The organism is Neisseria subflava (assembly GCF_024205705.1).
Lineage (GTDB): Bacteria > Pseudomonadota > Gammaproteobacteria > Burkholderiales > Neisseriaceae > Neisseria > Neisseria subflava_D.
The window spans coordinates 594108-618253 of sequence record NZ_CP073115.1; the positions used below are offsets into that span (position 1 = coordinate 594108).

The 24146-nt window shown below is 48.5% G+C and carries 22 protein-coding genes, 1 tRNA gene and 1 pseudogene; 19 read left to right on the plus strand and 5 right to left on the minus strand.

The window, feature by feature from the left end; translation table 11 throughout:
• The first annotated feature begins 52 nt into the window (after window positions 1-52).
• From thiL to apaG, 3 genes are all read left to right on the plus strand, one after another.
• The gene (thiL, locus tag KCG54_RS02940) at window positions 53-1009 is read left to right on the plus strand and encodes a thiamine-phosphate kinase (RefSeq protein WP_254324592.1); all 957 of its coding nucleotides are present in this window, start codon (window positions 53-55) and stop codon (window positions 1007-1009) included.
• Window positions 1002-1490 (plus strand): phosphatidylglycerophosphatase A family protein, encoded by a 489-nt coding sequence (locus KCG54_RS02945; protein ID WP_254324593.1) that lies wholly within the window; start codon window positions 1002-1004, stop codon window positions 1488-1490. The genes thiL and KCG54_RS02945 overlap by 8 nt, the downstream gene beginning before the upstream one ends.
• 96 nt (window positions 1491-1586) lie before the next feature.
• Entirely contained in the window at window positions 1587-1955 is a 369-nt protein-coding gene (gene apaG / locus KCG54_RS02950; protein WP_003682575.1) for a Co2+/Mg2+ efflux protein ApaG, read from the plus strand.
• Between the two features lie 65 nt (window positions 1956-2020).
• On the opposite strand, the gene KCG54_RS02955 is transcribed toward apaG, so the two are convergent.
• Window positions 2021-2317 (minus strand): DUF2288 domain-containing protein, encoded by a 297-nt coding sequence (locus tag KCG54_RS02955; RefSeq protein ID WP_254324594.1) that lies wholly within the window; start codon window positions 2315-2317, stop codon window positions 2021-2023.
• A gap of 270 nt (window positions 2318-2587) precedes the next feature.
• Between KCG54_RS02955 and KCG54_RS02960 the strand changes: the two genes are divergently transcribed.
• The 4 genes from KCG54_RS02960 to KCG54_RS02975 all read left to right on the plus strand — a co-directional run bounded on the left by KCG54_RS02960 (window position 2588) and on the right by KCG54_RS02975 (window position 6855).
• Window positions 2588-3313, plus strand: a complete 726-nt coding sequence (locus KCG54_RS02960; protein ID WP_249552092.1) for a metal ABC transporter ATP-binding protein — start codon at window positions 2588-2590, stop codon at window positions 3311-3313.
• A gap of 76 nt (window positions 3314-3389) precedes the next feature.
• Window positions 3390-4265, plus strand: coding sequence for a metal ABC transporter permease (locus KCG54_RS02965; RefSeq protein ID WP_254324595.1), 876 nt, complete (start codon window positions 3390-3392; stop codon window positions 4263-4265).
• 79 nt (window positions 4266-4344) lie between these two features.
• Window positions 4345-5250, plus strand: a complete 906-nt coding sequence (locus tag KCG54_RS02970; RefSeq protein ID WP_107867435.1) for a metal ABC transporter solute-binding protein, Zn/Mn family — start codon at window positions 4345-4347, stop codon at window positions 5248-5250.
• Window positions 5251-5517: 267 nt separating this feature from the next.
• The gene (locus KCG54_RS02975) at window positions 5518-6855 is read left to right on the plus strand and encodes a sodium-dependent transporter (protein WP_254324596.1); all 1338 of its coding nucleotides are present in this window, start codon (window positions 5518-5520) and stop codon (window positions 6853-6855) included.
• Between the two features lie 127 nt (window positions 6856-6982).
• On the opposite strand, the gene KCG54_RS02980 is transcribed toward KCG54_RS02975, so the two are convergent.
• Window positions 6983-8959, minus strand: a complete 1977-nt coding sequence (locus KCG54_RS02980; RefSeq protein ID WP_254324597.1) for a TonB-dependent copper receptor — start codon at window positions 8957-8959, stop codon at window positions 6983-6985.
• Between the two features lie 428 nt (window positions 8960-9387).
• Between KCG54_RS02980 and KCG54_RS02985 the strand changes: the two genes are divergently transcribed.
• Together KCG54_RS02985 and KCG54_RS02990 are read left to right on the plus strand one after the other, a co-directional pair.
• Window positions 9388-10161 (plus strand): FadR/GntR family transcriptional regulator, encoded by a 774-nt coding sequence (locus KCG54_RS02985; protein WP_070589682.1) that lies wholly within the window; start codon window positions 9388-9390, stop codon window positions 10159-10161.
• 110 nt (window positions 10162-10271) lie between these two features.
• Complete coding sequence (locus KCG54_RS02990) at window positions 10272-11465, plus strand: aromatic amino acid transaminase (protein WP_254324598.1); 1194 nt, start codon at window positions 10272-10274, stop codon at window positions 11463-11465.
• Window positions 11466-11556: 91 nt separating this feature from the next.
• Here KCG54_RS02990 and KCG54_RS02995 read toward each other — a convergent pair.
• A tRNA-Arg gene (locus KCG54_RS02995) sits at window positions 11557-11632 on the minus strand.
• Window positions 11633-11917: 285 nt separating this feature from the next.
• Between KCG54_RS02995 and KCG54_RS03000 the strand changes: the two genes are divergently transcribed.
• Together KCG54_RS03000 and glmM are read left to right on the plus strand one after the other, a co-directional pair.
• Window positions 11918-12784, plus strand: coding sequence for a c-type cytochrome (locus KCG54_RS03000; protein ID WP_049323135.1), 867 nt, complete (start codon window positions 11918-11920; stop codon window positions 12782-12784).
• Window positions 12785-13000: 216 nt separating this feature from the next.
• Window positions 13001-14338 (plus strand): phosphoglucosamine mutase, encoded by a 1338-nt coding sequence (gene glmM / locus KCG54_RS03005; protein ID WP_004520640.1) that lies wholly within the window; start codon window positions 13001-13003, stop codon window positions 14336-14338.
• A 76-nt stretch (window positions 14339-14414) separates the two neighbouring features.
• Here glmM and lolA read toward each other — a convergent pair whose 3' ends face one another.
• A complete protein-coding gene (gene lolA, locus KCG54_RS03010; protein ID WP_254324599.1) occupies window positions 14415-15035 on the minus strand; it encodes an outer membrane lipoprotein chaperone LolA in 621 nt (206 codons plus the stop codon).
• Between the two features lie 289 nt (window positions 15036-15324).
• Here lolA and KCG54_RS03015 point away from each other — a divergent pair, with 289 nt between their 5' ends.
• The 4 genes from KCG54_RS03015 (at window position 15325) to KCG54_RS03030 (ending at window position 19127) form a co-directional block, all read left to right on the plus strand.
• Window positions 15325-16155, plus strand: a complete 831-nt coding sequence (locus KCG54_RS03015) for a ferritin-like domain-containing protein (protein ID WP_254324600.1) — start codon at window positions 15325-15327, stop codon at window positions 16153-16155.
• A gap of 15 nt (window positions 16156-16170) precedes the next feature.
• Entirely contained in the window at window positions 16171-17115 is a 945-nt protein-coding gene (locus KCG54_RS03020) for a cation diffusion facilitator family transporter (protein ID WP_254324601.1), read from the plus strand.
• A gap of 69 nt (window positions 17116-17184) precedes the next feature.
• The gene (locus KCG54_RS03025; protein WP_254324602.1) at window positions 17185-17835 is read left to right on the plus strand and encodes an HAD family hydrolase; all 651 of its coding nucleotides are present in this window, start codon (window positions 17185-17187) and stop codon (window positions 17833-17835) included.
• Window positions 17836-17933: 98 nt separating this feature from the next.
• On the plus strand, window positions 17934-19127 hold the full coding sequence (locus tag KCG54_RS03030) for an amino acid aminotransferase (RefSeq protein WP_070588069.1): 1194 nt from the start codon (window positions 17934-17936) through the stop codon (window positions 19125-19127).
• 65 nt (window positions 19128-19192) lie between these two features.
• On the opposite strand, the gene KCG54_RS03035 is transcribed toward KCG54_RS03030, so the two are convergent.
• Window positions 19193-19606 (minus strand): YqaA family protein, encoded by a 414-nt coding sequence (locus tag KCG54_RS03035; RefSeq protein WP_254324603.1) that lies wholly within the window; start codon window positions 19604-19606, stop codon window positions 19193-19195.
• Window positions 19607-19880: 274 nt separating this feature from the next.
• Here KCG54_RS03035 and KCG54_RS03040 point away from each other — a divergent pair.
• The 4 genes and pseudogenes from KCG54_RS03040 to nth all read left to right on the plus strand — a co-directional run bounded on the left by KCG54_RS03040 (window position 19881) and on the right by nth (window position 24121).
• Window positions 19881-21103 (plus strand): annotated as a pseudogene (locus KCG54_RS03040) (sugar MFS transporter).
• A gap of 92 nt (window positions 21104-21195) precedes the next feature.
• A complete protein-coding gene (locus tag KCG54_RS03045; protein WP_254324604.1) occupies window positions 21196-21819 on the plus strand; it encodes an alpha/beta fold hydrolase in 624 nt (207 codons plus the stop codon).
• A 181-nt stretch (window positions 21820-22000) separates the two neighbouring features.
• Window positions 22001-23380, plus strand: coding sequence for a Na+/H+ antiporter NhaC (gene nhaC, locus KCG54_RS03050; RefSeq protein WP_003747540.1), 1380 nt, complete (start codon window positions 22001-22003; stop codon window positions 23378-23380).
• A gap of 111 nt (window positions 23381-23491) precedes the next feature.
• Window positions 23492-24121: an endonuclease III gene (gene nth / locus KCG54_RS03055; protein ID WP_150538046.1), complete on the plus strand. Its 630-nt coding sequence runs from the start codon at window positions 23492-23494 to the stop codon at window positions 24119-24121.
• Window positions 24122-24146 lie beyond the last annotated feature (25 nt).

A 24146-nucleotide genomic window follows, 5' to 3' on the forward strand; every position in this document is an offset into this window, starting at 1 on the left:
GCTGGCACAAAATTAGATATAGTAATCTAAGTTATAGTTATATTGGATAAATATGACGGAATTTGACTTTATCAGACAATATTTGCAGCGACAAAAATCGGAAGGTCTGATTTTGGGCATAGGGGACGATGCCGCTATTATTCGCCCAAGTAACGGATTTGATTTATGTTTTAGCGCTGATATGTTGGTCAAAGGCAGACATTTTTTTGAAGATGTTTCGCCCGAAGATTTGGCATGGAAAATGCTTGCAGTAAATTTATCCGATATGGCCGCTATGGGTGCCAAGCCGCGTTGGGTGTTGCTCAGTGCTGCCTTGCCTGAATTGAATCAAGACTGGCTCAAACGTTTTTGCGATAGCTTTTTTGCTTTGGCCGCGCGTTTTGATACGGTATTGATTGGTGGCGATACCACAAAAGGCGATTTGGTCTTTAATGTAACGATAGTAGGTGAAGTTCCGACAGGGCGTGCCTTGCGGCGGGATGCGGCCGAAATCGGTGACGATATTTGGGTATCGGGTCGGTTGGGTTTGGCCGCCGCTGCTTTGAACAAACATCTGGGGCATTATCAATTGCCGTCTGAAATCATGGCGGTTTGCGATGATAAGTTGCTCCGTCCAGAGCCGCGCGTTTCATTGGGTCAGGCATTGTTGCCGTTTGCCCATGCCGCGCAAGATGTTTCAGACGGCCTGGCTCAAGATGTGGGGCATATTTTAAAAGCCTCTGCTGTCGGGGCGGAAATATTTGCCGATTGTGTGCCGTCGTTGCCTGAATTGAAAAACGTATTGTCGCGTGAACAATGGTTGTCTGCAGTATTGTCTGGCGGCGATGATTACGAACTGATTTTTACCGCTGCTCCAGAAGATAGGGAACGCGTTTGTCAGGCAGCGGAACAAAGTGGCGTACCGGTCGCCCGAATTGGTAAAATTACTGACTCAGGCCGTCTGAATATTTTAGATGCCGAAGGCGGCGTATTGGAACTGACTTCTTTAGGATTTGATCATTTTGGCTGAACGTAAACCTACTTTTTCTTGGCTGTTGCACAAACCATTGTGTTTTTTAGGATTCGGTTTCGGCAGCGGTTTGTCGCCGGTTGCACCGGGTACGGCCGGAACACTGGCGGCATTACCTCTGGCTTTTGTATTGTGCCTGTTGGGCATAGACGGCTGGATATTGCTTTTATTGTGTATCGCCTTGTTTTTCTGGGGTATCCGCATTTGCGGTTATACCGAGAGGGAGCTGGGCATTCAGGATTACGGCGGTATCGTCTGGGATGAAATTGTCGCGATGCTGTTGGTGCTGTCGCTGATTCCGTTTAAATGGAGCTGGTGGCTGGCAGCTTTTATTATTTTCCGCTTGTTTGATGCGTTGAAACCATGGCCGATCAAATGGTTTGACCGGCGGATTCATGGAGGTTTGGGCATTATGCTTGATGATTTGATTGCGGCTGCGATGACCTTGATGGTCTTGGGCCTGTTTTATTGGATCGCGTGATGCGTTTTAAGTGTTTCGACCCTTTGCAAAAATAGGGCGGACACGCCGGAATTATCCGGATTGAAATAAAATAAATACCATACGGGGTAAACAATTATGAATGAAATCGAGATTAACGTGGAGCCGCGTTATATGGCCGGTCAGAGCGACGTCTATCGCGACCGCTATGCCTTCAATTATCTGATTACCATCTGCAACCGCAGTGATGAAATCATTACTTTGCGTCAGCGTTTTTGGGAAATCACCGACGGACACGGTGAGACAGAGCAGGTCGGTCATGCCGGCTTGATTGAAGAGCAACCTGTTTTGTACCCGGGCGAAGCCTATGAGTACAACAGCGGTTCGCAAATCAGCACACCTTGGGGCAGTATCGAAGGCGCGTATGAGTTTGAAGACAGCATCGGCAAACGTTTCGTTATCGGGGTGCCGAAGCTTGAATTCAAAGCTGGTTTTACTTTGCAATAGGCCGTCTGAAAAAACAAAACCGGAACATGGGAAATGTTCCGGTTTTGTTTTTTCAGACAGCCTAATCAGTCTTTGCAAGGCTGTACCAATACCCACGGCGCCACGACAACCGCCCACATTTCCTGCTTATCCGCTAAAAATGTGCGCGCCATATCATCGCTGATGGCACCGAATTTGCCTTGTTCCATCCATTGTTTCAATGGCGCGGCTTCATCTTCGGCAACATGGCGGGCGACGGCAATCAAATCCAAATCGGGCGCAACATAGACGGCGGCACCGCGTGCGAAGTGGGATTGCAGCTCTTCCCATGCAATGCGGGCGGTTTCGGTATTGAGTTTTTCGTTTAAGAGTGGAATAGACATAGGACAATCATCAAATAAAAAACGGATTGTAACCGATATTCGGCCTTTTGCCCGATGCCGTCTGAAAACGAAAGAAATTTACAGGGTTAACGTTATACAGTATCATTTTAATGTTTTAATTTTCTTTCAGACGGCCTGTTGTCCGTATTCGGGCAAGGGCGGTTTTAGGCTTATGAATTCTGTATTGTTGACCGGATTGCTGCAAAGGCTGCTGATTGCGCTTGCCGCATTGGCGGCGTTGTGGGCTGTATATTTTTGGGCGGTGTCGCCATGAGTATCGTGGTGGAAAATCTGACGGTCAGCTATCAGCGAAGGCCGGTGGTGCACCATATCGATATGGTGTTTGAAGATGGCAAGATGTGGACGATTTTCGGGCCGAACGGCGCGGGCAAATCGACCCTGCTCAAAGCCATTATGGGTTTGCAGAAGACGGATACGGGCAGCGTGCGCTATGAAAATATGGCGCGCAAGGACATTGCCTATCTGCCGCAGCAGTCGGATATTGACCGCAGCCAGCCGATGACGGTGTTTGAACTGGCGGCGATGGGGTTGTGGTATGAAATCGGCTTTTTCGGGCGTGTGAACGCGGCGCAGAAAAAGCGCGTGATGGCGGCTTTGGAACGCGTGGAAATGCAGGATTTTGCCACGCGCCAAATCGCGCACTTGTCCAATGGCCAGTTCCAACGCGTATTGTTTGCGCGGATGCTGGTGCAGGATGCCAAATTTTTGTTGCTGGACGAACCGTTTAACGCGGTGGACGCGCGGACGACTTATGCGCTGTTGGAAGTTTTGCGCCAGTGCCATCAGGACGGTCAGGCAGTGATTGCCGTGTTGCATGATTACGAGCAGGTGAGGGCATATTTTGCCAACACGCTGCTTTTGGCGCGTGAAAAAGTGACTGCCGGTGCGACTGAAAATGTGTTGACCGATGAGTTTTTGGCACAGGCAAACCGAATGATGCAGAAACAGGAAGCGGCCGATTGGTGCGCGGTTTAATGGACAAGGCCGTCTGAAAGTTAGTATTTTTCAGACGGCCTAAGGCTTTCAGAGATTAATAAAAAAGCGATAAAACATGGATTTATATGATTTGGTCGTCGCGCCGTTTACCGAATTTGACTTTATGCGCTATGCCCTGGCGTCGATTTTCTGCCTGGCATTGAGCGCGGCGCCCGTCGGTGTGTTTTTGGTGATGCGCCGCATGAGTTTGGTGGGCGATGCCTTGAGTCATGCGGTTTTGCCCGGTGCGGCCATTGGCTATATGTTTGCCGGCTTGAGTTTGCCTGCAATGAGCGTCGGCGGTTTTGCAGCCGGTTTGCTGATGGCTTTGTTGGCCGGTTTGGTCAGCCGGTTTACTTCATTGAAAGAAGACGCAAACTTTGCCGCATTTTATTTGAGCAGCCTCGCCATCGGCGTGGTTTTGGTCAGCAAAAACGGCAGCAGTGTCGATTTGCTGCATTTGTTGTTTGGCTCGGTGTTGGCGGTGGATATTCCGGCTTTGCAGCTGATTGCCGTTTCTGCGAGCGTCACTATTTTGCTGATGGCGGTCATGTTCCGCCCGCTGGTGTTGGAAAGCATAGACCCTTTGTTCCTCAAGGCTGTAGGCGGTAAGGGCGGCTTTTGGCATGTGCTGTTTTTGGTGTTGGTCGTGATGAATCTGGTTGCCGGTTTTCAGGCATTGGGTACGCTGATGTCGGTCGGCTTGATGATGTTGCCTGCGATTACCGCCAGACTGTGGGCGAAAAGTATGGGTCGGCTGATGATTTTGTCGGTCGCGTTGGCTTTGCTTTGCGGCTTGGCAGGACTGTTGTTTTCCTACCATATCGAAATCCCGTCCGGCCCGGCGATTATTTTATGCTGCGGCACGCTTTACCTGATTTCCGTCGTGTTCGGTTGGGAAGGCGGCATTTTGGCAAAATGGCTGCGCCGCAAGAAACACCGCACGGCATGATTTTTCAGACGGCCGCTTGAATAATCAGGCGGTCTGTTTTATGATGATGTTAATGTTACGTTATATCACTGGAGAGAATATGAAACATTGGAAACTCGGCATCGTTGCCGCATTATTGACCGGTGCAGCTTATGCCGCTCCGCTGCCTGTTGTCACCAGCTTCAGCATTTTGGGCGACGTGGCCAAACAGATTGGTGGCGACCGTGTGGCCGTTCAAAGTTTGGTGGGTCCTAACCAAGATAGCCATGCCTACCACATGACCAGTGGTGACATCAAAAAAATCCGCAGTGCCAAATTGGTATTACTTAACGGTTTGGGCTTGGAAGCCGCCGATGTACAGCGTGCAGTCAAACAGAGTAAAGTTCCTTTCGCCGAAGCAACCAAAGGCATTCAGGCTTTGAAAGCAGAAGAGGGCGGCCATCATCATGACCACGATCACGAAGGCCATCATCACGATCACGGCGAATTTGACCCGCACGTTTGGACCGACCCCGTCTTGATGGGTACTTATGCGCAAAATGTTGCCAATGCGCTGATTCAAGCCGACCCTGAAGGTAAAACCTACTATCAGCAACGTTTGGGCAACTATCAAATGCAGCTGAAAAAATTGCACAGCGATGCGCAGGCTGCCTTTAATGCCGTACCTGCCGCCAAGCGTAAAGTCTTGACCGGACACGATGCGTTCTCTTACATGGGCAAACGTTACAATATTGAATTTATCGCCCCTCAAGGCGTGAGCAGCGAAGCCGAGCCGTCTGCCAAACAAGTGGCTTCCATCATCCGCCAAATCAAACGCGAGGGCATTAAAGCCGTCTTTACTGAAAACATCAAAGACACGCGCATGATTGACCGTATTGCTAAAGAAACCGGCGTCAATGTCAGCGGACGTTTGTATTCCGATGCATTAGGTGGCGCACCGGCCAACAGCTACATCGGCATGTATCGCTACAATGTCAAAGTTTTGACCGATGCCATGAAAAAATAAAGCGGCTTAAGGATAAAGGCCGTCTGAAACCTTAAAAACAAGGTTTCAGACGGCCTTTTATATGCTTATTTTTAAAACAAACCGTCAAATTTAAAATATAAAAATAAAATTTATGCTATTAAAAGTTTAATTATCAAAAATTCATGCTAATTTGCTTGGTAAGTACGCACCATCCGTGCGAATTGCTTATCTGCTGTCCGTCAGCCACTCACGGCCTGACTTCACCCTGTTACAATTCGGCATCTTCACGTTTCTTAATATTACATCATGAGCAACCATTCGTCTTGGTCATCCAAAATCGGCTTTGTGCTTGCTGCGGCAGGCTCGGCCATCGGTTTGGGTGCAATTTGGAAATTCCCTTATACAGCCGGTACCAACGGCGGCGCCGTATTCTTTCTTTTGTTTTTGATTTTCACGATTTTGGTAGCCTTGCCGGTTCAATTGGCCGAGTTTTACATCGGCCGCACGGGCGGTAAAAACGCCATCGACTCCTTCAAAGTATTGCGCCCCGGTTCGCAGTGGCCGTGGGTTGGCCGCATGGGCGTGGCTGCTTGTTTTATCTTGCTGTCGTTTTACAGCGTGGTCGGCGGCTGGGTATTGAACTACGTCGTGCACAGCTTTACCGGCGAAATTCACGTTGGCGCAGACTTTAAGGCCCTGTTTGAAAATACGATTTCTTCACCGTTTGGCTCGCTGTTTTACCAAGGCTTGTTCATGCTGATTACCATTTGGGTGGTCAAAGGCGGCGTTTCAGACGGCATTGAAAAGGCAAACCGCGTCTTGATGCCGGGTTTGTTTATCCTCTTTATTGCATTGGCTATCCGTTCGCTGACCTTGCCCGGGGCAATGGACGGCGTGGCATTCTTGTTGAAACCGGATTGGTCGTATTTGAAACCGGGCACGATGCTGACTGCTTTGGGGCAGGCGTTTTTTGCCTTGAGTATCGGCGTGTCCGCGATGATTACCTATGCCTCGTATTTGGGTAAGGATCAGGATATGTTCCGCTCCGGCCACATGATTATGTGGATGAACCTGTTTGTGTCGCTGCTGGCCGGTTTGGTAATTTTCCCTGCGGTATTTGCCTTCGGCTTTGAACCCGGTCAAGGCCCTGGTTTGATTTTTGTTGTGTTGCCTGCGGTCTTCATGAAAATGCCTATGGGTACGTATTTATTTGCCGTGTTTATGCTGTTGGTAGTCTTTGCGACACTGACTTCCGCGTTTTCTATGCTGGAAACCGTCATCGCGGCAACCATCCGCCAAGACGAGAAAAAGCGCAGCAGCCACGCTTGGATAACAGGCATTGCGATCTTCATAGTCGGTATTCCTTCTGCGCTGTCTTTTGGCGTATGGAGCGATTTTAAAATTTTCGGCAAAACCATTTTTGACTTGTGGGATTTTATTATTTCCGCCGTTATTATGCCGATTGGCGCATTGAGCGTTGCCGTGTTTACAGCATGGGTTCAGGACAAACAGTCCGTCCTGCGTGATGCGGGCATGGGCAGTACCATTCCGAAACAGTTGCTTTATCTGTGGCTGGGTGTGCTTCGCTATCTTGCCCCGATTGCGATTATTGTGGTGTTCATCAACTCTTTGGGTTTGATTTAATCCGATAGTGAACAAACAGTCCGGCGTTGCATTGCTTCGCCGGACTGTTTGTTTAAAAATATCATTAAAAATATTAAGGCCGTCTGAAAATTTTTCAGACGGCCTTTTTATATACACGCGAGGCTGATTAGAACTTCGCTTGCAGTCTCAGCCATGCAGTACGGCCGGGTTCGTTCACGCGCATGGTTTGAGTACCGGCAGACGGGTCGCCACCACGGCTGACGAATTCAGCATAGGTTTTGTTGAACACGTTGTCCACGCCGCCTTGCAATGTGGCGTATTTGCTGAATTTCCAACCGGCGTTGAGCGAGAGTACGCCAAAGCCTGAAGAAGCGCCGATGTCTTGGCCGACGATATTGCCTTGGCCTTTGCTGTAACGGTTTTGTTTGGCTACGACGCGCCATAATGCGCCCGCACTGAATTTGCCGTTGTCAAAGGCGAGGGTGTTGTTCCACTCGAGTGGCGGCGTTTGTGCCAAAGGTTTGCCGTCTGTACGGTTTTTGCCGTGGGTGTAGGCGAGGCTGGTGCCGACTTCCCAGTTAGGCGCAAACGTCCATTTGACTTCGGCTTCGCCGCCAAAGCGTGAAGCGTTGATGTTGCGCACGCCGAAATTCATGCCTTGGCGCTCCATCATGATGAAGTCTTTGATGTCGCTGCCGAATACGGATACAGACGCGTGGAGATTAGGACGTTTCCAGATTACACCTGCATCGATTTGGCGGTTTTGCTCTGCGCGGATGGCTTTGTTTTCAGAGCGCAGGCGTTCCCAGTAGTCAGGCGCACGTTCGGCAATACCGAAGCCGGCATAGTATTTCAGGCCGTTGTCCGTATTTCTTTCCCAACGCAGGAAGCCTGAGTTCAAATTGAATTTTTGATGTTTCAAAACGGGGTCGGTAACGCGCGCGGTATCGTAATGCGCTTTGACTTGGTCATGGCGCAAGCCTGCTACCCAGCGTTGATTGTCGGTTTGCTGCCAAGAAGCTTCGGTGAAAATACCCCATTGTTTGAAACTTTGGTTGGGCATGTAAGGCTTGTGGCTGTAGCCGTCGCCACCACGCTCATGACGCGCGACGTGGACGTCATCCAAATAATCCAAACCGGTTTGCAGGTTGAGCTTGTCCCAGTCGAAAGTGGCTTTCAGACGGCCTGTATCGGTATTGCGTTTAGGGTTGTTGGCATTTTTAATCTGCTTGCCGGCAGGATTGTAGATGGTACGCAGGCTGTATGTGTCCATCACGTGGTCGATTTCGCTTTTACCGTAGCGCAGTTCCAACTCGCTGAACCATGGTGTGAGGTTGCGTTGGGTAAAACGGATATTCCACGCATCACGGTCGAATTTGCTGCCGTCCATCATGCGGTCGGCGTAGGCAACCTTGGCTCTGCTGCGCTCGTATGTGCCGGCAATGGTGGTATTTTCTGTCGGGGTAACACCCAGTTGCAACATTTGGCTGTCGCGTTTGAAGTTGGAGTGAATGCGGTTGCCGTCGCCGTCTTTGTAATCGTCGGCTTCGTTATGGGAGATATTGGTACGGACATAGCCGTATTTGCCGCCGAACTCGGCTTCCAGCGAGCCGTCAAGGCGGTCGTTGCTGCCCGCCGTCAGAGTGGTATTGATGTTGTAAGGTTTTTCAGTGAAATCAGGATCTTTACGGATAAATTGCACCGAGCCGCTGACCAAGCCCATACCTTGGGTAACGGTTTGCGGACCTTTGGTAACCACGACTTTGTCAAATGAATTTGGGTGAATATAGGCAGTCGGCGGGTCCATGCGCATACCACAACCGCCATAAATAAACTGGTCGTCGGCATTGACGGAGAGGCGCGAGCCACCCAAGCCACGGAACAGCGGATCGCCCGAGCTGCCGCCTTTGCGGATGATGCTCATATTAGGCACGGATTGCAAAAGGTCTGCCCCGTCGCCGGCAGGGAGGGGTTGCAAAGCAGCTTTGGGGTTGAAAGTAACGCGATTGGCTTTTTCTTGTTGTGTGCCGGTGACGGTGACAGGGGAAAGGGTAACTGTTTCTTCAGGTACAGGATCAGTGTCTGCCCATGCTTGGGATACGGCTAAGACGATAGGCAAGATAAGTAATGGTGGGTATTTCATCTGGTTTCTCTCTATTATTAAGTGTCATGTTTAATACTACTTAAGTAGTATATATAAAGTTTAGTAAAATTAAAACATACTGTTTTTAACTTATATCAATATTTATCATTTTATTTGCATGTTTTGCTGGTTCACGATTTGGTTATACCAGTGATGACAAAATTTGATACCTTTTAAGCAGTTAATGAAAAATGCCAATATGGTTTTAAGCTTGATTATTGGGAATTTCATTAATTTAATTATTTAACTGAAAGCAAGAAGATATTTGGTATAGAAAGCATCATTTGCTTATGATTTTTTATTGATGTTGCGATTTGATAACATTTCTTGACGGAAAAATAGGGGATTGATTAGAATGGGCGGCCAATTGGTCAATCCAATTTATGGCCGTCTGAATAAAACTGTCCTTCAATCATCAGGAATACAACATGACGAAATTGGTTCGTCCGCAAAAAATCAGCGATCAGGTCTTAGCCGTTTTGGAAGAACGTATCGCTACCGGCATTTATGAAGAAGGCAGTAAATTGCCTCCCGAACGTACGCTTGCGGAAGAATTCGGCGTATCGCGTCCGTCGGTCAGGGTGGCATTGAATATCTTGATTGCCAAGCAGGTTTTGGAAGCGCGGCAGGGCGATGGCTATTATGTTTCCGTCAAGCCGCAGCAGGATTTTTTGCAAAGCTGGCAGGAGTTGCTCGGCAAACATACCAATTGGGAAACAGACGTATTCGATTTCAGCTGCCACGTTGAAGGCTGTATGGCAGCTTTGGCCGCCGAAAGACGGACTGACGCCGATTTGAAACGCATTGACTTCTGGCGGCAGAAGTTCGAGACGGCTTGTGAAAGCGGAAATTTGGAGCATCAAGCCGAAGCAGACGTCAGCTTCCATCAAACCATTGCCGATGCCGCGCACAATATCCTATTCAGCCACCTTTCCAGCAGCCTGCTCAAAATGCTTTATCAGCAAACACGCAGCGGCATTATCTATATCCATCAAACCGAAGACCCGCGCCCGACATTGATTGCCCAGCACCGCGCTATTTTTGAAGCCGTTGCCCAAGCCAAACCGGCGGAGGCTGCGGAAGCGGCCAAACTGCATTTGAATTATGTCGCCCGCCGCATTTTGCAGGACAGGGAATATCAAAGCCGCAGCGAGCATGCGGATGTATTGGCACAAAACGATTTGAAACGGGTAGATTGGTAGCGTTTAAAAATAATCAGGCCGTCTGAATTTTTCAGACGGCCTGATTTTGCAAATAAGGACTTTTAGTGCCACAATCTTCATCAATTCTGTCTGAAAACAAAGGAAGCACTATGTACCGTCATGTCGAGTATTATCCGGGCGACCCGATTTTGAGTTTGGTTGAAACCTTCAAGCGCGACGAGCGTTCTGAAAAAGTCAATTTGAGCATAGGCATTTATTTTGATGACGAAGGTAAAATGCCGGTTTTGGAATCTGTCCGCCGGGCAGAAGCAGAGCATGCGGCTGTACCGCGCCCATCTCCTTATCTGCCGATGGAAGGTTTGGACACTTATCGAAGCGCAGTTCAGCGTTTGCTGTTCGGGCAGGATAATCCGGCGCTGGCAGAAGGGCGCGTTGCGACCGTACAGACTTTAGGCGGTTCAGGGGCGTTGAAAGTCGGTGCCGACTTTTTGCACCGTTGGTTCCCCGATGCAAAAGCCTATGTCAGCGATCCGACGTGGGACAACCATAAAGGCATTTTTGAAGGCGCCGGTTTTGAAGTGGGGACGTATCCTTATTACAACCCTGAAACCGTCGGCGTGAAATTTGAAGAAATGACTGCGTTTTTCAAAACATTGCCGGAAAACAGCGTCTTGATTTTGCATCCATGCTGTCAAAACCCGACTGGCGTCGATATGTCGCAAGCGCAATGGGATGAAGTGTTGGATATTATCAAAACGCACAAGCTGATTCCGTTTATGGATATTGCCTATCAAGGTTTCGGCGAGGATTTGGACAACGATGCCTATGCAATCCGTAAAGCCGTCGAAATGGGACTACCTTTGTTTGTCAGCAACTCTTTCTCGAAAAACCTGTCGCTGTACGGAGAGCGCGTCGGCGGTTTGAGCGTAGTGTGTCCCAATAAGGAAGAAGCAGAGCTGGTGTTCGGACAGTTGAAATTTACCGTCCGCCGTATTTATTCCAGTCCTGCCGCACATGGCGCATACATCGCTTCTGATGTGATGAACAGCGAGGAGCTGCGCGCTTTGTGGGAAAACGAGGTTTACGCTATGCGTGACCGCATCCGTGCCATGCGTCAGAAACTTTATGATGTTTTGACGGCCAAAATTCCCAATCGCGATTTCAGCTATTTCATCAAACAGCGCGGCATGTTCAGCTATACAGGCCTGACCGTAGCGCAGGTACACCGCCTGCGCGACGAGTTTGCCGTTTATCTGCTGGATTCGGGTAGGATGTGTGTGGCAGGATTGAATGCATCGAATATCGATTATGTGGCTGAGGCATTTGCCAAAGTGTTGCAATAGCCGTTTAATCTGAAATTGAATGTAGTTTTATTTGAAGTAAATCAAAAGGCCGTCTGAAAAATTTTCATCTTTCAGACGGCCTCTTTATAATTGGCGCACCCAACAGGGATCGAACCTGTGACCTCCAGCTTCGGAAACTGACACTCTTCCAACTGAGCTATGGGTGCGAAAGCCGTAAGGTTAACGCATATTGGCTTTATTGGCAAAGTTTATCTTGAAAGTGTCTGAAAGTGGCATTGGCGGTCACTTTTTTGCATAGTTGGAATAATCAATTAACTACAAAGGCTTAGCAGAATTTAGATGGCCTTTTGAGGATTTTTGCGTATCTTTTTCTCAAGATGGATTGGAAAGCCTTTGCGAATTCAGTATAATCCAGCAAAATATTGTTAACTGCGTTTAACACATAAACTATAACTTACAGCACAACCTAACCTAACGGCGAGGCCTACCAAATGAAACAACTCCGCGACCACAAAGCCCAAGGCTCTGCATTGTTCACCCTTGTGAGCGGTATCGTTATTGTCATTGCAGTGATTTACTTCCTGATCAAACTGGCGGGAAGCGGTTCATTCGGCGATGTTGCCGAAACAACCGAAGCTGCGACTCAAACCCGTATCCAGCCAGTCGGCCAACTGAAATTGGGCGACGGTATTCCAGTCGGCGAGCGTCAAGGCGATCAGATTTTCAACAAAATCTGTATTCAATGTCACGCGGCAGACAGCATCGTTCCCAAAGCGCCTAAATTTGAAAACAAAGGCGATTGGGCGCCTCGCATTGCACAAGGTTTCGATACCTTGTTCCAACACGCTCTGAACGGTTTCAATGCAATGCCTGCCAAGGGCGGTGCAGCTGATTTGACCGACCAAGAATTGAAACGCGTCATTACTTACATGGCCAACAAAGCCGGCGGTACTTTCCCTGATCCTGATGCCGCAGCTCCTGCCGATGCAGCCGCTTCCGGTGAAGCCGCTTCAGCTCCGGCGGCTGAAGGTGCAGCTCCTGCAGAAGCCCCTAAAGCAGATGCGGCCAAAGCAGATGACAAAGGTGCGGCAGCTCCAGCAGCCGGTGGCGCAGACGGCAAAAAAGTTTACGAAGCCAACTGCCAAGCATGTCACGGCGGCGCAGTTCCAGGTGTTCCTCATGTAGGTAAAAAAGAAGACTGGGCTCCTCGTATCAAACAAGGTAAAGACACCCTGCACAAACACGCACTCGAAGGCTTTAACGCAATGCCTGCCAAAGGCGGTAACGGTAGCCTGAGCGATGATGAAGTGAAAGCTGCAGTTGATTACATGGCTAATCAGTCTGGTGCTAAATTCTAAGATTTGATTTTGAATTTCGAATAGAAGGCGCATTCTGCAAAAGGATGCGCTTTTTTCGTGCAGGAAATCCGGATCTTGCTATAATACTGAAGTAGTAAATTATTCTCATGATCAAGGGTCGTTTGAAAGATTCAGACGGCCTTCGAATACAATCAAGATTCTTTTAAAGAAGTTCAACAATATTCACATACGACAAAACAATCACGGAGTTATCTCATGGCAAAAAAATATTTTGGTACTGACGGTGTGCGCGGCGAAGTCGGTCAGTTTCCTATCAATCCTGATTTTGTCCTGAAATTAGGCTATGCGGCAGGTCAGGTTTTGGTGCAGCACGAAGGCGAAATCAAACCGACTGTCTTAATCGGTAAAGACACGCGTATTTCAGGCTATATGCTGGAAGCTGCGCTGATTGCCGGCTTTACTGCTGCCGGTGTCAACGTTATTCAAACTGGCCCTCTGCCAACCCCGGGCGTAGCGTATCTGACCCGTGCTTTGCGTTTGTCTGCCGGTGTGATGATTTCTGCTTCCCATAACGTTTATTCCGATAACGGCATTAAATTCTTTGCTGAAGGCGGTGTGAAGCTGAGTGATGAAATCGAGTTGGAAATCGAAGCCAAAATCGATGAGGAAATGAAAACCCAGCCGTCCAGCCGTCTTGGCCGCGCGCGCCGGATTAATGGTGCGGATGACCGCTATATCGAGTTCTGTAAATCCACTTTCCCAAGTCATTTGGATTTGCGCGGTCTGAAATTGGTGGTCGATACTGCCAATGGTGCAGGCTATGCAGTTGCGCCTAAAGTATTCCACGAATTGGGTGCGCAAGTGGTCAGTATCGGTGATGAGCCAAACGGCTACAACATCAATGAGAAATGTGGGGCAACCCATCCGAAAGCTCTGCAAGCGGCTGTGTTGCAAAATGAAGCCGATTACGGCATTGCCTTGGATGGCGATGGCGACCGTTTAATGATGGTTGACCGCAATGGCAAAGTGTATGACGGCGACAGTCTGATTTATGTGATTGCCAAAGCACGCGCACACGAAGGCGTGGAAATCGGCGGCGTGGTGGGTACGGTAATGACCAATATGGCGATGGAAGTTGCTTTGAAAGAGCAGGGCGTTGATTTCTGCCGCGCTAAAGTGGGCGACCGCTATGTGTTGGAACAGCTCCACCAACGCGGTTGGTTGATTGGCGGCGAAGCCAGCGGTCATATTTTGTGTATGGACAAACACAATACCGGTGATGGCATCATTTCCGCGCTGCAAGTTTTGGCCGCACTGCAAACCTTGAATCAAGACCTTGCCACCGTTTGCGCCGATTGGCAGCCGTATCCGCAAACCATGATCAACGTTCGCATCAAAAAAGGCCAAAACTGGCAGGATGCTTCCAAAGAGGCTTTGGCTGAAGTGGAAAAAGAACTCGAAGGCAAAGGCCGCGTAGTCTTGCGTGCATCCGGTACCGAACCTGTCGTACGCGTGATGGTGGAAGCCAAGCAGGCAGACTGGGCGAAAAAAGGCGCAGAAAAAATTGCCGCTGCCATTCAAGGTCAAAAGTAACAGTGTGTTTGATTTTGAATTGAACTAAATAAAAGGCCGTCTGTTGTTCAGACGGCCTTTGTGTTTTATTAGAAGCTTAGTTGCTCAAGACATCAACACCTTTAGGAGGGGTAAATTTGAACATACCGCTGGAAAGGTTAGGCTTGGTGTTCAAACCGCTGAAGCTAATGCTGGTTTGGTTGCCGAAGCTGTCTTTCAGCTGCATGGCGGCGAGGTTGTCGCCTTTGAAGCCGATGCGTATGTATTGGTAGCCGGCGTTGTTTTTCTTAGGCGTAGCCAAAACGTAGTCGATACCGTTGGCAGAACCGTCTTCTTTCAGCGTGTAGCTGCTGTCCAATGCCGTTTTGTTGGAGAGGATGGCGGCAGGGCTGTCGCCGATGGTTTGGTCTTGTGAGGATTTGGTTACTTGCGCCAAATCTACGTCATAGAGCCAAATGGTTTTGCCGTCGCCGACGATGGTTTGTTTGTAGGGTTTGGTGTATTCCCATTTGAACAAGCCAGGGCGCAGGATTTTGAATGTACCGTATGTGGTTTGGGTTTTCTTTTTACTGTGAACGGTTTGGCTGAAGTTGCCGCTGATACCGTCGGCGTCATTATTAAATTTTTTCAGGGCGTCCACTGCGCCGGCTTGTACAAAGCCGATGGCTGAAGAAAGCAGCGCGGCAGCGGTCAGGGTGAACAGTCGGGTAGTTTTCATGTTTTGGTTCCTTGTTCGGAGAGATGGGTTCAGTATAGACGTTATGGTGTAACAGGCAAGGGGCTGAATGGAGGGTTTAATTTGTGTAAATATGGAAAAACTAAGCAAGTATCTGAAATAATTTTATTTCTTTAGACGGCCTGCATTTGGTTTTGACGTTTTTTTAATGAAGCACACAATGGTTTGGTGTGGTATTTAATGTCATTTTACGGAAAGCGTGAAATTATAGTCTTTCTGTTTGCTTTTTAAAACGGTTATAATATTTATCTTTTTAAAACAATGGTTTTGTATGTATCTGAATCCTTATCCTTTATTGGAACAGGCTTTGCTGTCGGATAATCCGGATGAAAAGGGAAGATTGACGCAGGCCTTGTTTGCGCAGTTGGGCGAGGCGGAAGGTTTGACGGTTGATGAGTCAAAACCTGTGGATTGCCGTTTTGCCGGACATCCGCCCCGTCCGCGTTTGGTTGCGCCTTCGGAGGTTACGCCGCGCAAGATGAATACGGTTGAAGGCTATGCGGCCATGTTGCATGCGATTGCGCACATTGAATTTAATGCGATTAATCTGGCTTTGGATGCGGCGTATCGTTTTCGCAATATGCCGTTTCAGTTTGTACGCGATTGGGTAAGGGTGGCAAAAGAAGAAGTGTTTCACTTCGGCTTGATGCGGGGCCGTCTGAACAGCTTGGGCTACGATTACGGCGATTTTGAAGCGCACGGGCATTTGTGGGATATGGCGTATAAAACCGCTTACGATCCTTTATTGCGCATGGCTTTGGTGCCGCGGGTGTTGGAAGCGCGCGGTTTGGATGTCACGCCGGGTATTCGTGCAAAAGTGGCGCAGCGTGGCGATGTGGAAACCTGCGATGTGTTGGATATTATTTATCGCGATGAAGTAGGGCATGTCGCCATCGGCAATCATTGGTATCAGCATCTTTGCCGTGAGCGCGGTTTGGAACCGGTTGCCTTGTTCCGCAGCCTGATTGCGCGTTACGATATGTTTATCTTCCGCGGCTACGTCAATATCGAAGCTCGGGAACGTGCCGGATTCAGCCGTTTCGAGCTGGATATGTTGGAAGATTTTGAGAAAAGTTTGAAACAGGATAAAAAGGCCGTCTGAAATGGTAAAATCATCATGGCACATCATCACGATCATTCGCACGCGCACACGCATACCGCCAATAAGCAGGTATTGCGCATTTCATTTTTCGTCATTGCCGGATTTATGCTGGTTGAGGCGGTCGGCGGCTGGTTGACCAACTCTTTGGCTCTGCTTTCCGATGCGGGGCATATGTTCAGCGATGCGTTTTCGCTGGGCGTGGCATTGTGGGCATTCAAACTTGGCGAGAAACAGACTACGCTGCAAAAGACATTTGGTTACAAGCGTTTTGAAATTTTGACGGCGATGTTTAACGGATTGTCGCTGGTATTGATTGCGGCGATGATTTTTTATGAAGCAGTCAAACGATTGTTTTATCCGCCGGAAATTTTGACGGGCGGCATGTTGGTGGTCAGTATCATCGGTTTGCTGGTCAACATCGGCGTCGCCGTTTATATGTTGAAAAATAGCGATACCGAAGAAAACGTCAATATGCGCGGCGCGTATCTGCATGTAATCAGCGATTTGTTCGGCTCGATAGGGGCGATTGTCGCAGCAGTGCTGATGATGGCGTATGGTTGGCAATGGGCGGATACAGTTGCCAGCGTATTGGTGGCGGCTTTGGTAGGGCGTAGCGGCTGGAAGCTGTTTAAACAGACTTTGCATATTTTGATGGAAGGCGCGCCGGAAAACATCCATACCGATGAGTTGCTCAGCGTTATCCGCAATACGGAGGGTGTAAAATCCGTTCACGACTTGCATGTTTGGACGATTACCAGCAATATCCACGTTTTGTCCTGCCATATTGTTGTCGATGGCAACATGACGGTTGCAGAGACCGAACAAATCGCCTACCGTATCGAACATGAATTGGCGCATCACAACATCGGGCATTGTACGATTCAGATTGAAAGCGAACAGCATCCGCATAAAGATGAAGTTTTGTGTTCGCAGGAAATGCACGAACATCATCACCATTAACCATATTCAGGCCGTCTGAAACTTGTTGGATTGTTCAGACGGCCTTCTAAAATCATTAAAGGAACACTTATGACCCAAGCCGTATTATTCGACCTTGACGGCACGCTTGCCGATACTGCACTTGATTTGGGTGGCGCGCTCAACACGGTATTGCGCCGACACGGTTTGCCAGAAAAAAGCATGGATGAAATCCGTCCGCAGGCCAGCCACGGTGCAAGCGGTTTGCTCAAACTTGGTTCAGGCATTACGCCCGACCATCCGGACTATATGCAATGGCGCAAAGAGTTTTTGGACGAATACAGCCGCTGCTATGCCGACCAAACCATCTTGTTCGACGGCGTAAACGAAATGTTGGAAGCCTTAGTTCAACGCGGTATCCAATGGGGCATTATCACCAACAAGCCTATGCGCTTTACCGATATCCTCGTGCCTAAGCTCGGGTTTACCGTGCCTCCTGCCGTCATTGTCAGCGGCGATACATGCGATGAACCCAAGCCCAGCGTGAAGCCTATGTTTTACGCGTGCGAACAGATTGGTGTTGAGGCGCAGCGATGTTTTTATGTCGGCGATGCCGAGCGCGATATGCAGGCAGGAAAAAATGCAGGCATGACGACCGTGCTTGCCGATTGGGGCTATATTTCTGCCGAAGACCAAACCGAAAACTGGCTTGCCGATTTCCGTATTGCTACGCCTTTGGATTTGTTGGCAATCTTGCGTTGAAACCCTGTAATAATCCGTTTTCAGACGGCCTGAAACGGCGTAAAATCGCACTAAGTTTGTATTTTTTCAACCGTTTTACACTTGTAAAGAGAAAAATCATGTTCTTCAAGCATATCGAAGCTGCTCCTGCTGATCCGATTTTAGGTTTGGGCGAGGCGTTTAAAGCTGAAACTCGTCCGGAGAAAGTCAATCTCGGTATCGGCGTGTACAAAGACGCATCCGGCGCAACGCCTATTGTCAAAGCCGTCAAAGAGGCTGAAAAACGCCTGTTGGAAAGCGAAACAACTAAAAATTACCTGACCATCGACGGCGTTGCCGACTACAACGAACAAACCCAAATTCTGCTGTTTGGCAAAGACCACGAAATCATCGCAAGCCGTCGCGCCAAAACAGCGCAAAGCCTTGGCGGTACAGGCGCATTGCGTATTGCGGCCGAGTTTGCCAAACGTCAGTTGAACGCGCAAACCATCTGGATTTCCAATCCGACTTGGCCTAACCACAATGCCATCGCCAAAGCGGTCGGTATCCAAGATAAACCTTATCGTTACTATGATGCCGCCAAACACGGTTTGGATTGGGACGGTATGATTGAAGACTTGAGCCAAGCGCAAAAAGGCGACATCGTCCTGCTGCACGGCTGCTGCCACAATCCTACCGGCATCGACCCTACGCCCGAACAATGGGAAACTTTGGCAAAACTTTCTGCCGAAAAAGGCTGGTTGCCACTGTTTGACTTTGCCTACCAAGGCTTTGGCAATGGTTTGGAAGAAGATGCCTACGGCTTGCGCGTGTTCTTGAAACACAATACAGAATTGCTGATTGCCAGTTCTTATTCTAAAAACTTCGGTATGTACAACGAGCGCGTTGGCGCGTTCACTTTGGTGGCCGAAGATGAAGAAACTGCGGCCCGCGCCCACAGCCAAGTCAAAACCATCATCCGTACCTTGTATTCCAACCCGGCTTCACATGGTGCGAACACCATTGCGCTGGTGTTGAAAAATGATGATTTAAAAGCGCAATGGATTGCCGAACTCGATGAAATGCGTGGTCGCATCAAAGCCATGCGCCAAAAATTTGTTGAGTTGCTCAAAGCCAAAGGTGCAACCCAAGACTTTGATTTCATTATCGAACAAAACGGTATGTTCTCTTTCAGCGGTCTGACTCCCGAACAAGTTGACCGTTTGAAAAACGAGTTTGCCATTTATGCTGTCCGCTCCGGCCGCATTAATGTTGCAGGTATTACCGATGACAACATCGACTACCTGTGCGAAAGCATTGTGAAAGTCTTGTAATTGTCGAATTAAAAGCAAAGGCCGTCTGAATCATTCAGACGGCCTTTATTTTTGACTGTCGAAGCTTATCCGGCAACTATGTTCATTCCCCAATAAATCATGGCATAGCGCAGCAGTTTGCCTGTAATCAGAATGATGGCGCAATGCAAAGCATTGAGCTTGAGCCAGCCTGCGGCAAGGGGGAGTGCATCGCCGATAATCGGCAACCATGCGAACAATAGCGGCCAAATCCCCCATCTTTGTATACGCGCCAATACTTTTTCAGACGGCCTTTTCTTGGCCGGAAACATTCTGCCCATGTAATACGAAACCATACTGCCCAAGCCATTCGCCAAACCGGCACACAAACATGCGCCGAGGGCATGTTGCGGATATTGGTACACAAATGCGGCGTATGCCGCCTCGGATGTACCCGGAAGTAGTGTGGCTGAAGTGAAGGCAGAAGCAATCAGGGCAAGGTAAGCGTAAAGAGGGGGCATGTTTTGAGTTGCATCAAGTGATATTGTAAAAAAGAAATAATAGGTTTAATAAGAGGATTATGCCTTTATTTTTTAATCTAATAAAAGATAAATCCAATATTATTGAAATTTTTAAAATTAAACAACTGAAGGATAATGTAGTCGGCTGTTAGAAAATAGTTTTCAAAGTGACGGATTATCAGTATGATACGGGCGGCTGTTAATGGGTGTTAAGTTTAATGAACTGATTTAAGCTCATTTTTCCAGCAAATCTTAACAAAACGAAAGGCAAATCATGTCTGCGCATTCACAACAAAATCATACTCCTGCACTGGTTGTCCTAACCACACTCTTTTTCATGATGGGTTTCATTACCTGCATGAACGATATTTTGATTCCGCATTTGAAAGATATTTTCGACCTAACTTATGTTCAGGCGATGCTGATTCAATTCTGTTTCTTTACCGCTTATGCGATTATGTCGATTCCGATGGGCTATTTGGTCGGCAAAATCGGCTATAAAAACGGCGTGATTAGCGGCTTCGTATTGACCGCCATCGGCTGTCTGCTCTTCTATCCTGCAGCCGGTAGTCATTCTTATGCAACTTTTTGGGTGCATTGTTTATTTTGGCTTCAGGTGTAACCCTGTTGCAAGTAGCGGGTAACCCTTATGTGACTTTGCTGTCCAAACCGGGTAAAGAATCTGCAACACTGACTTTGGTTCAGGCATTTAACTCTTTGGGTACGACCATTGCTCCGCAAATCGGCGCATTCCTGATTTTGGCTGATGCAACACAAACTGTCAGCAAAGCCGAGCAAATTTCTTCCGTTCAAATTCCGTATTTAGGGTTGGCCGGTTTACTTATTATTTTGGCTGTGTGTGTCAAAATGATTCGTTTGCCTGATGCGCGTAAAATTGCTGAAGAAGAGAGCGAACATAACCATGATGGCAAACACAGTGTTTGGCAATACCGTCATTTGGTTTTTGGTGCGGCCGGTATTTTCTGTTATGTCGGTGCCGAAGTATCTATCGGTTCTTTGTTGGTCAGCGTGTTGGGTTACCTGAAAGGTTTGGACCACGCATCTGCCGCAAAATATCTGTCGTTCTACTGGGGCGGTGCAATGGTCGGCCGTTTCTTAGGCTCTGCCATCATGGCGAAAATTGCGCCTAACCGCTATTTGGCATTTAACGCTACTGCTGCTGTTGTCTTGTTGGGTGTTGCTATGTTGGCAGGTAAAGCCAGTGCGGATATTGCGATGTGGGCATTGTTGGCCATCGGCTTCTTCAACTCCATCATGTTCCCGACCATTTTCTCTTTGGCAACCAAAGGCTTGGGCCGATTCACCAGCAGCGCTTCTGGCGTATTGTGTACTGCGATTGTCGGCGGTGCGATTGTGCCTGTGGTACAAGGTTGGGTAGCGGATACTCAAGGTCTGATGATTTCTTTCGTTGTATCAGCGATTTGTTACGTATACATCGTCTTCTTTGCTATAAAAGGCTACAAAGCTGACGAATAATTCATCATGATAAAAGGCTGTCTGAAACCTTATGGGATTTCAGACGGCCTTTTTACTTTGTGGCATAATGATTTAAATGACAGGAGGAAAAAATGGCCAAAATCATTTTGCTGCATGGCTTGCACATGCATTCGTGGGTCATGAGACCGCTGGCGTATTTGCTGGAACAAGAAGGTTTTGAAGTTGCTCTGTTCGATTATTACAGTGTTTTGCATTCGATGAACCGACATATTGAAGATTTGGCCCGATGGATTGATGAGAACCATGCTGATGAAACGCTGCACTTTGTCGGCCATAGTTTGGGCGGTTTGGTTTTACGCAATTTTGCGGCGGCATATCCGGATAAAGTCAGCGGCCGTATCGTTACCATGGGTACGCCGCACCAAGGCAGCCGTGCCGCGCAACGCGTGCTCAATTTAGGTTTGCAAAAGCCGGTATTGGGCGGCTCTTACAAAGGGGCGTTGGACGGCAGTATGCCTGAATTGCCCGTAAGTGTTGAGCTGGGCAGTATTGCCGGTAACAAACCGTATGGACTGGGCCGTGTTTTAGGTTTGCACGGCGAACATGATGGTACGGTCTTGGTCAGCGAAACGCATTGTCCGAATATGCGCGATCATGTCGTTTTGCCGGTCAGCCATAGCGGTATGCTGTTCAACCGCAAAACTGCCGGGCAGGTGGTGGCATTTTTGCATGATGGATATTTTAAAAAGCAATAAAAACACCATTTATTCTGATTAAAAAATATTTTATTCTAAATAATTCGTTTATTTTAAAGAAAATGGCAAGGATTTGTGAGCGTTGTTTTCGTAAAATAATCAGCAGGCCGTCTGAAACCGGTTTTTCAGACGGCCTGTTATGCTAAAATCTGTTAAATACTTATTAAAAAGGCAAAGAACAATGTTTGCTTTCAAATCCTTACTCAATATGCCGCGTTTCGAGGCCATTGCGGTGGCCTTGGCTTTGGTGGCGGCAATGGGTTATACGATTATTTCGCTTGAATGGCTGCCGCATATGTCGATTGTGACGGCGATCGTGGTCTTGCTTTTGTACGGTTTGATGCGCGGCTTGAAATATCAAGACATGCAAAACGGTATGATAGGCGCGGTCGGGCAGGGCATGGGCGCGATTTATCTGTTTTTCTTTATCGGCCTGATGGTCAGCGCGTTGATGATGAGCGGTGCGATTCCGACGCTGATGTATTACGGTTTCGGATTGATTTCCCCGACTTATTTTTATTTTTCGGCGTTTGCGCTTTGCTCGGTCATCGGTATTTCCATCGGCAGTAGTTTGACGACTTGTGCAACTGTCGGCGTGGCCTTTATGGGGATGGCGGCTGCGTTTCATGCCGATATGGCGATGACGGCAGGTGCGATTGTGTCGGGTGCGTTCTTCGGCGATAAAATGTCGCCGCTTTCCGATACGACCGGTATTTCCGCTTCGATTGTCGGCATTGATTTGTTCGAGCACATCAAAAACATGATGTACACCACTGTGCCTGCGTGGTTGATCAGTGCGGCGTTGATGTTGTGGCTCTTGCCCAATGTGGCCGCACATGACATGAACAGCGTCGAGGCTTTCCGCGCGCAATTGGAAGCAACCGGTTTGGTGCATGCTTATTCATTGATTCCGTTTGCTTTATTGGTTATCCTCGCCCTGATGCGCGTCAATGCCATTGTGGCCATGCTGTTTACCGTTGTGGTGGCACTGATTGTGACTTATTTCCACAGTACGCCTGATTTGAAACAGCTGGGCGCGTGGTTTTACAGCGGATACAAACTCGAAGGCGAAGCATTCAAAGACATTGCCCGCTTGATTTCGCGCGGCGGCTTGGAAAGCATGTTCTTTACGCAAACCATCGTGATACTCGGCATGAGCTTGGGCGGCCTGTTGTTCAGCATTGGTGTGATTCCGTCTTTGCTGGAGGCCATTCGTGCGTTCCTGACCAATGCCGGACGCGCTACTTTCAGCGTGGCCATGACATCGGTCGGCGTCAACTTCCTGATTGGCGAACAATATTTGAGTATTCTGCTTTCCGGCGAAACCTTTAAGCCGGTTTATGACAAACTCGGCCTGCATTCGCGCAACCTTGCCCGTACGCTGGAAGATGCGGGTACGGTCATCAACCCGTTGGTGCCTTGGAGCGTCTGCGGCGTATTCATCAGCCATGCCTTGGGCGTGCCTGTTTGGGAATACCTGCCTTACGCCTTCTTCTGCTACTTGAGCTTGGCTCTGACGCTGGTGTTTGGCTGGACAGGGCTGACTTTGAGTAAAAAATAAACAGTAGGCTGTTTGATCATCAGGCCGTCTGAATGCGTTTCAGACGGCCTGCTTTGTTTGAAGCAGCCCCATCGGATATAATTGCCGCGCCATATAAAAACAATTCCAACCATGAACAAACAAATCCGCCAAGAAATTTTCGAGCGTTTCCGCGCTGCCAATCCGCATCCGACTACCGAGTTGAATTTCAGCTCGCCGTTTGAGCTGCTTATTGCTGTTTTATTGTCTGCACAAGCGACTGATGTCGGTGTGAACAAAGCGACTGCCAAGCTCTTTCCCGTTGCCAATACGCCGCAAGCCATGTTGGATTTGGGGCTGGACGGTGTGATGGAATACACCAAAACCATAGGCCTTTACAAAACCAAATCCAAACACATCATGCAGACTTGCCGTATTTTGCTGGAAAAATACAATGGCGAAGTGCCTGCCGACCGAGAGGCTTTGGAATCTTTGCCCGGTGTTGGCCGTAAAACAGCCAATGTGGTGTTGAATACTGCATTCGGGCAACCTGTTATGGCGGTCGATACCCATATTTTCCGTGTGGCCAACCGCACCAAAATCGCGCCGGGCAAGGATGTGCGTGAAGTTGAAGACAAGCTGATGCGCTTTATTCCCAAAGAATTTTTGATGGATGCTCATCATTGGTTGATTTTGCACGGCCGCTATACGTGTAAGGCTTTGAAGCCGCAATGCAGCACATGTTTGATTAACGATTTGTGCGAATATCCGGCAAAAATGTAAATAAAAAACATAAAAAAGGCCGTCT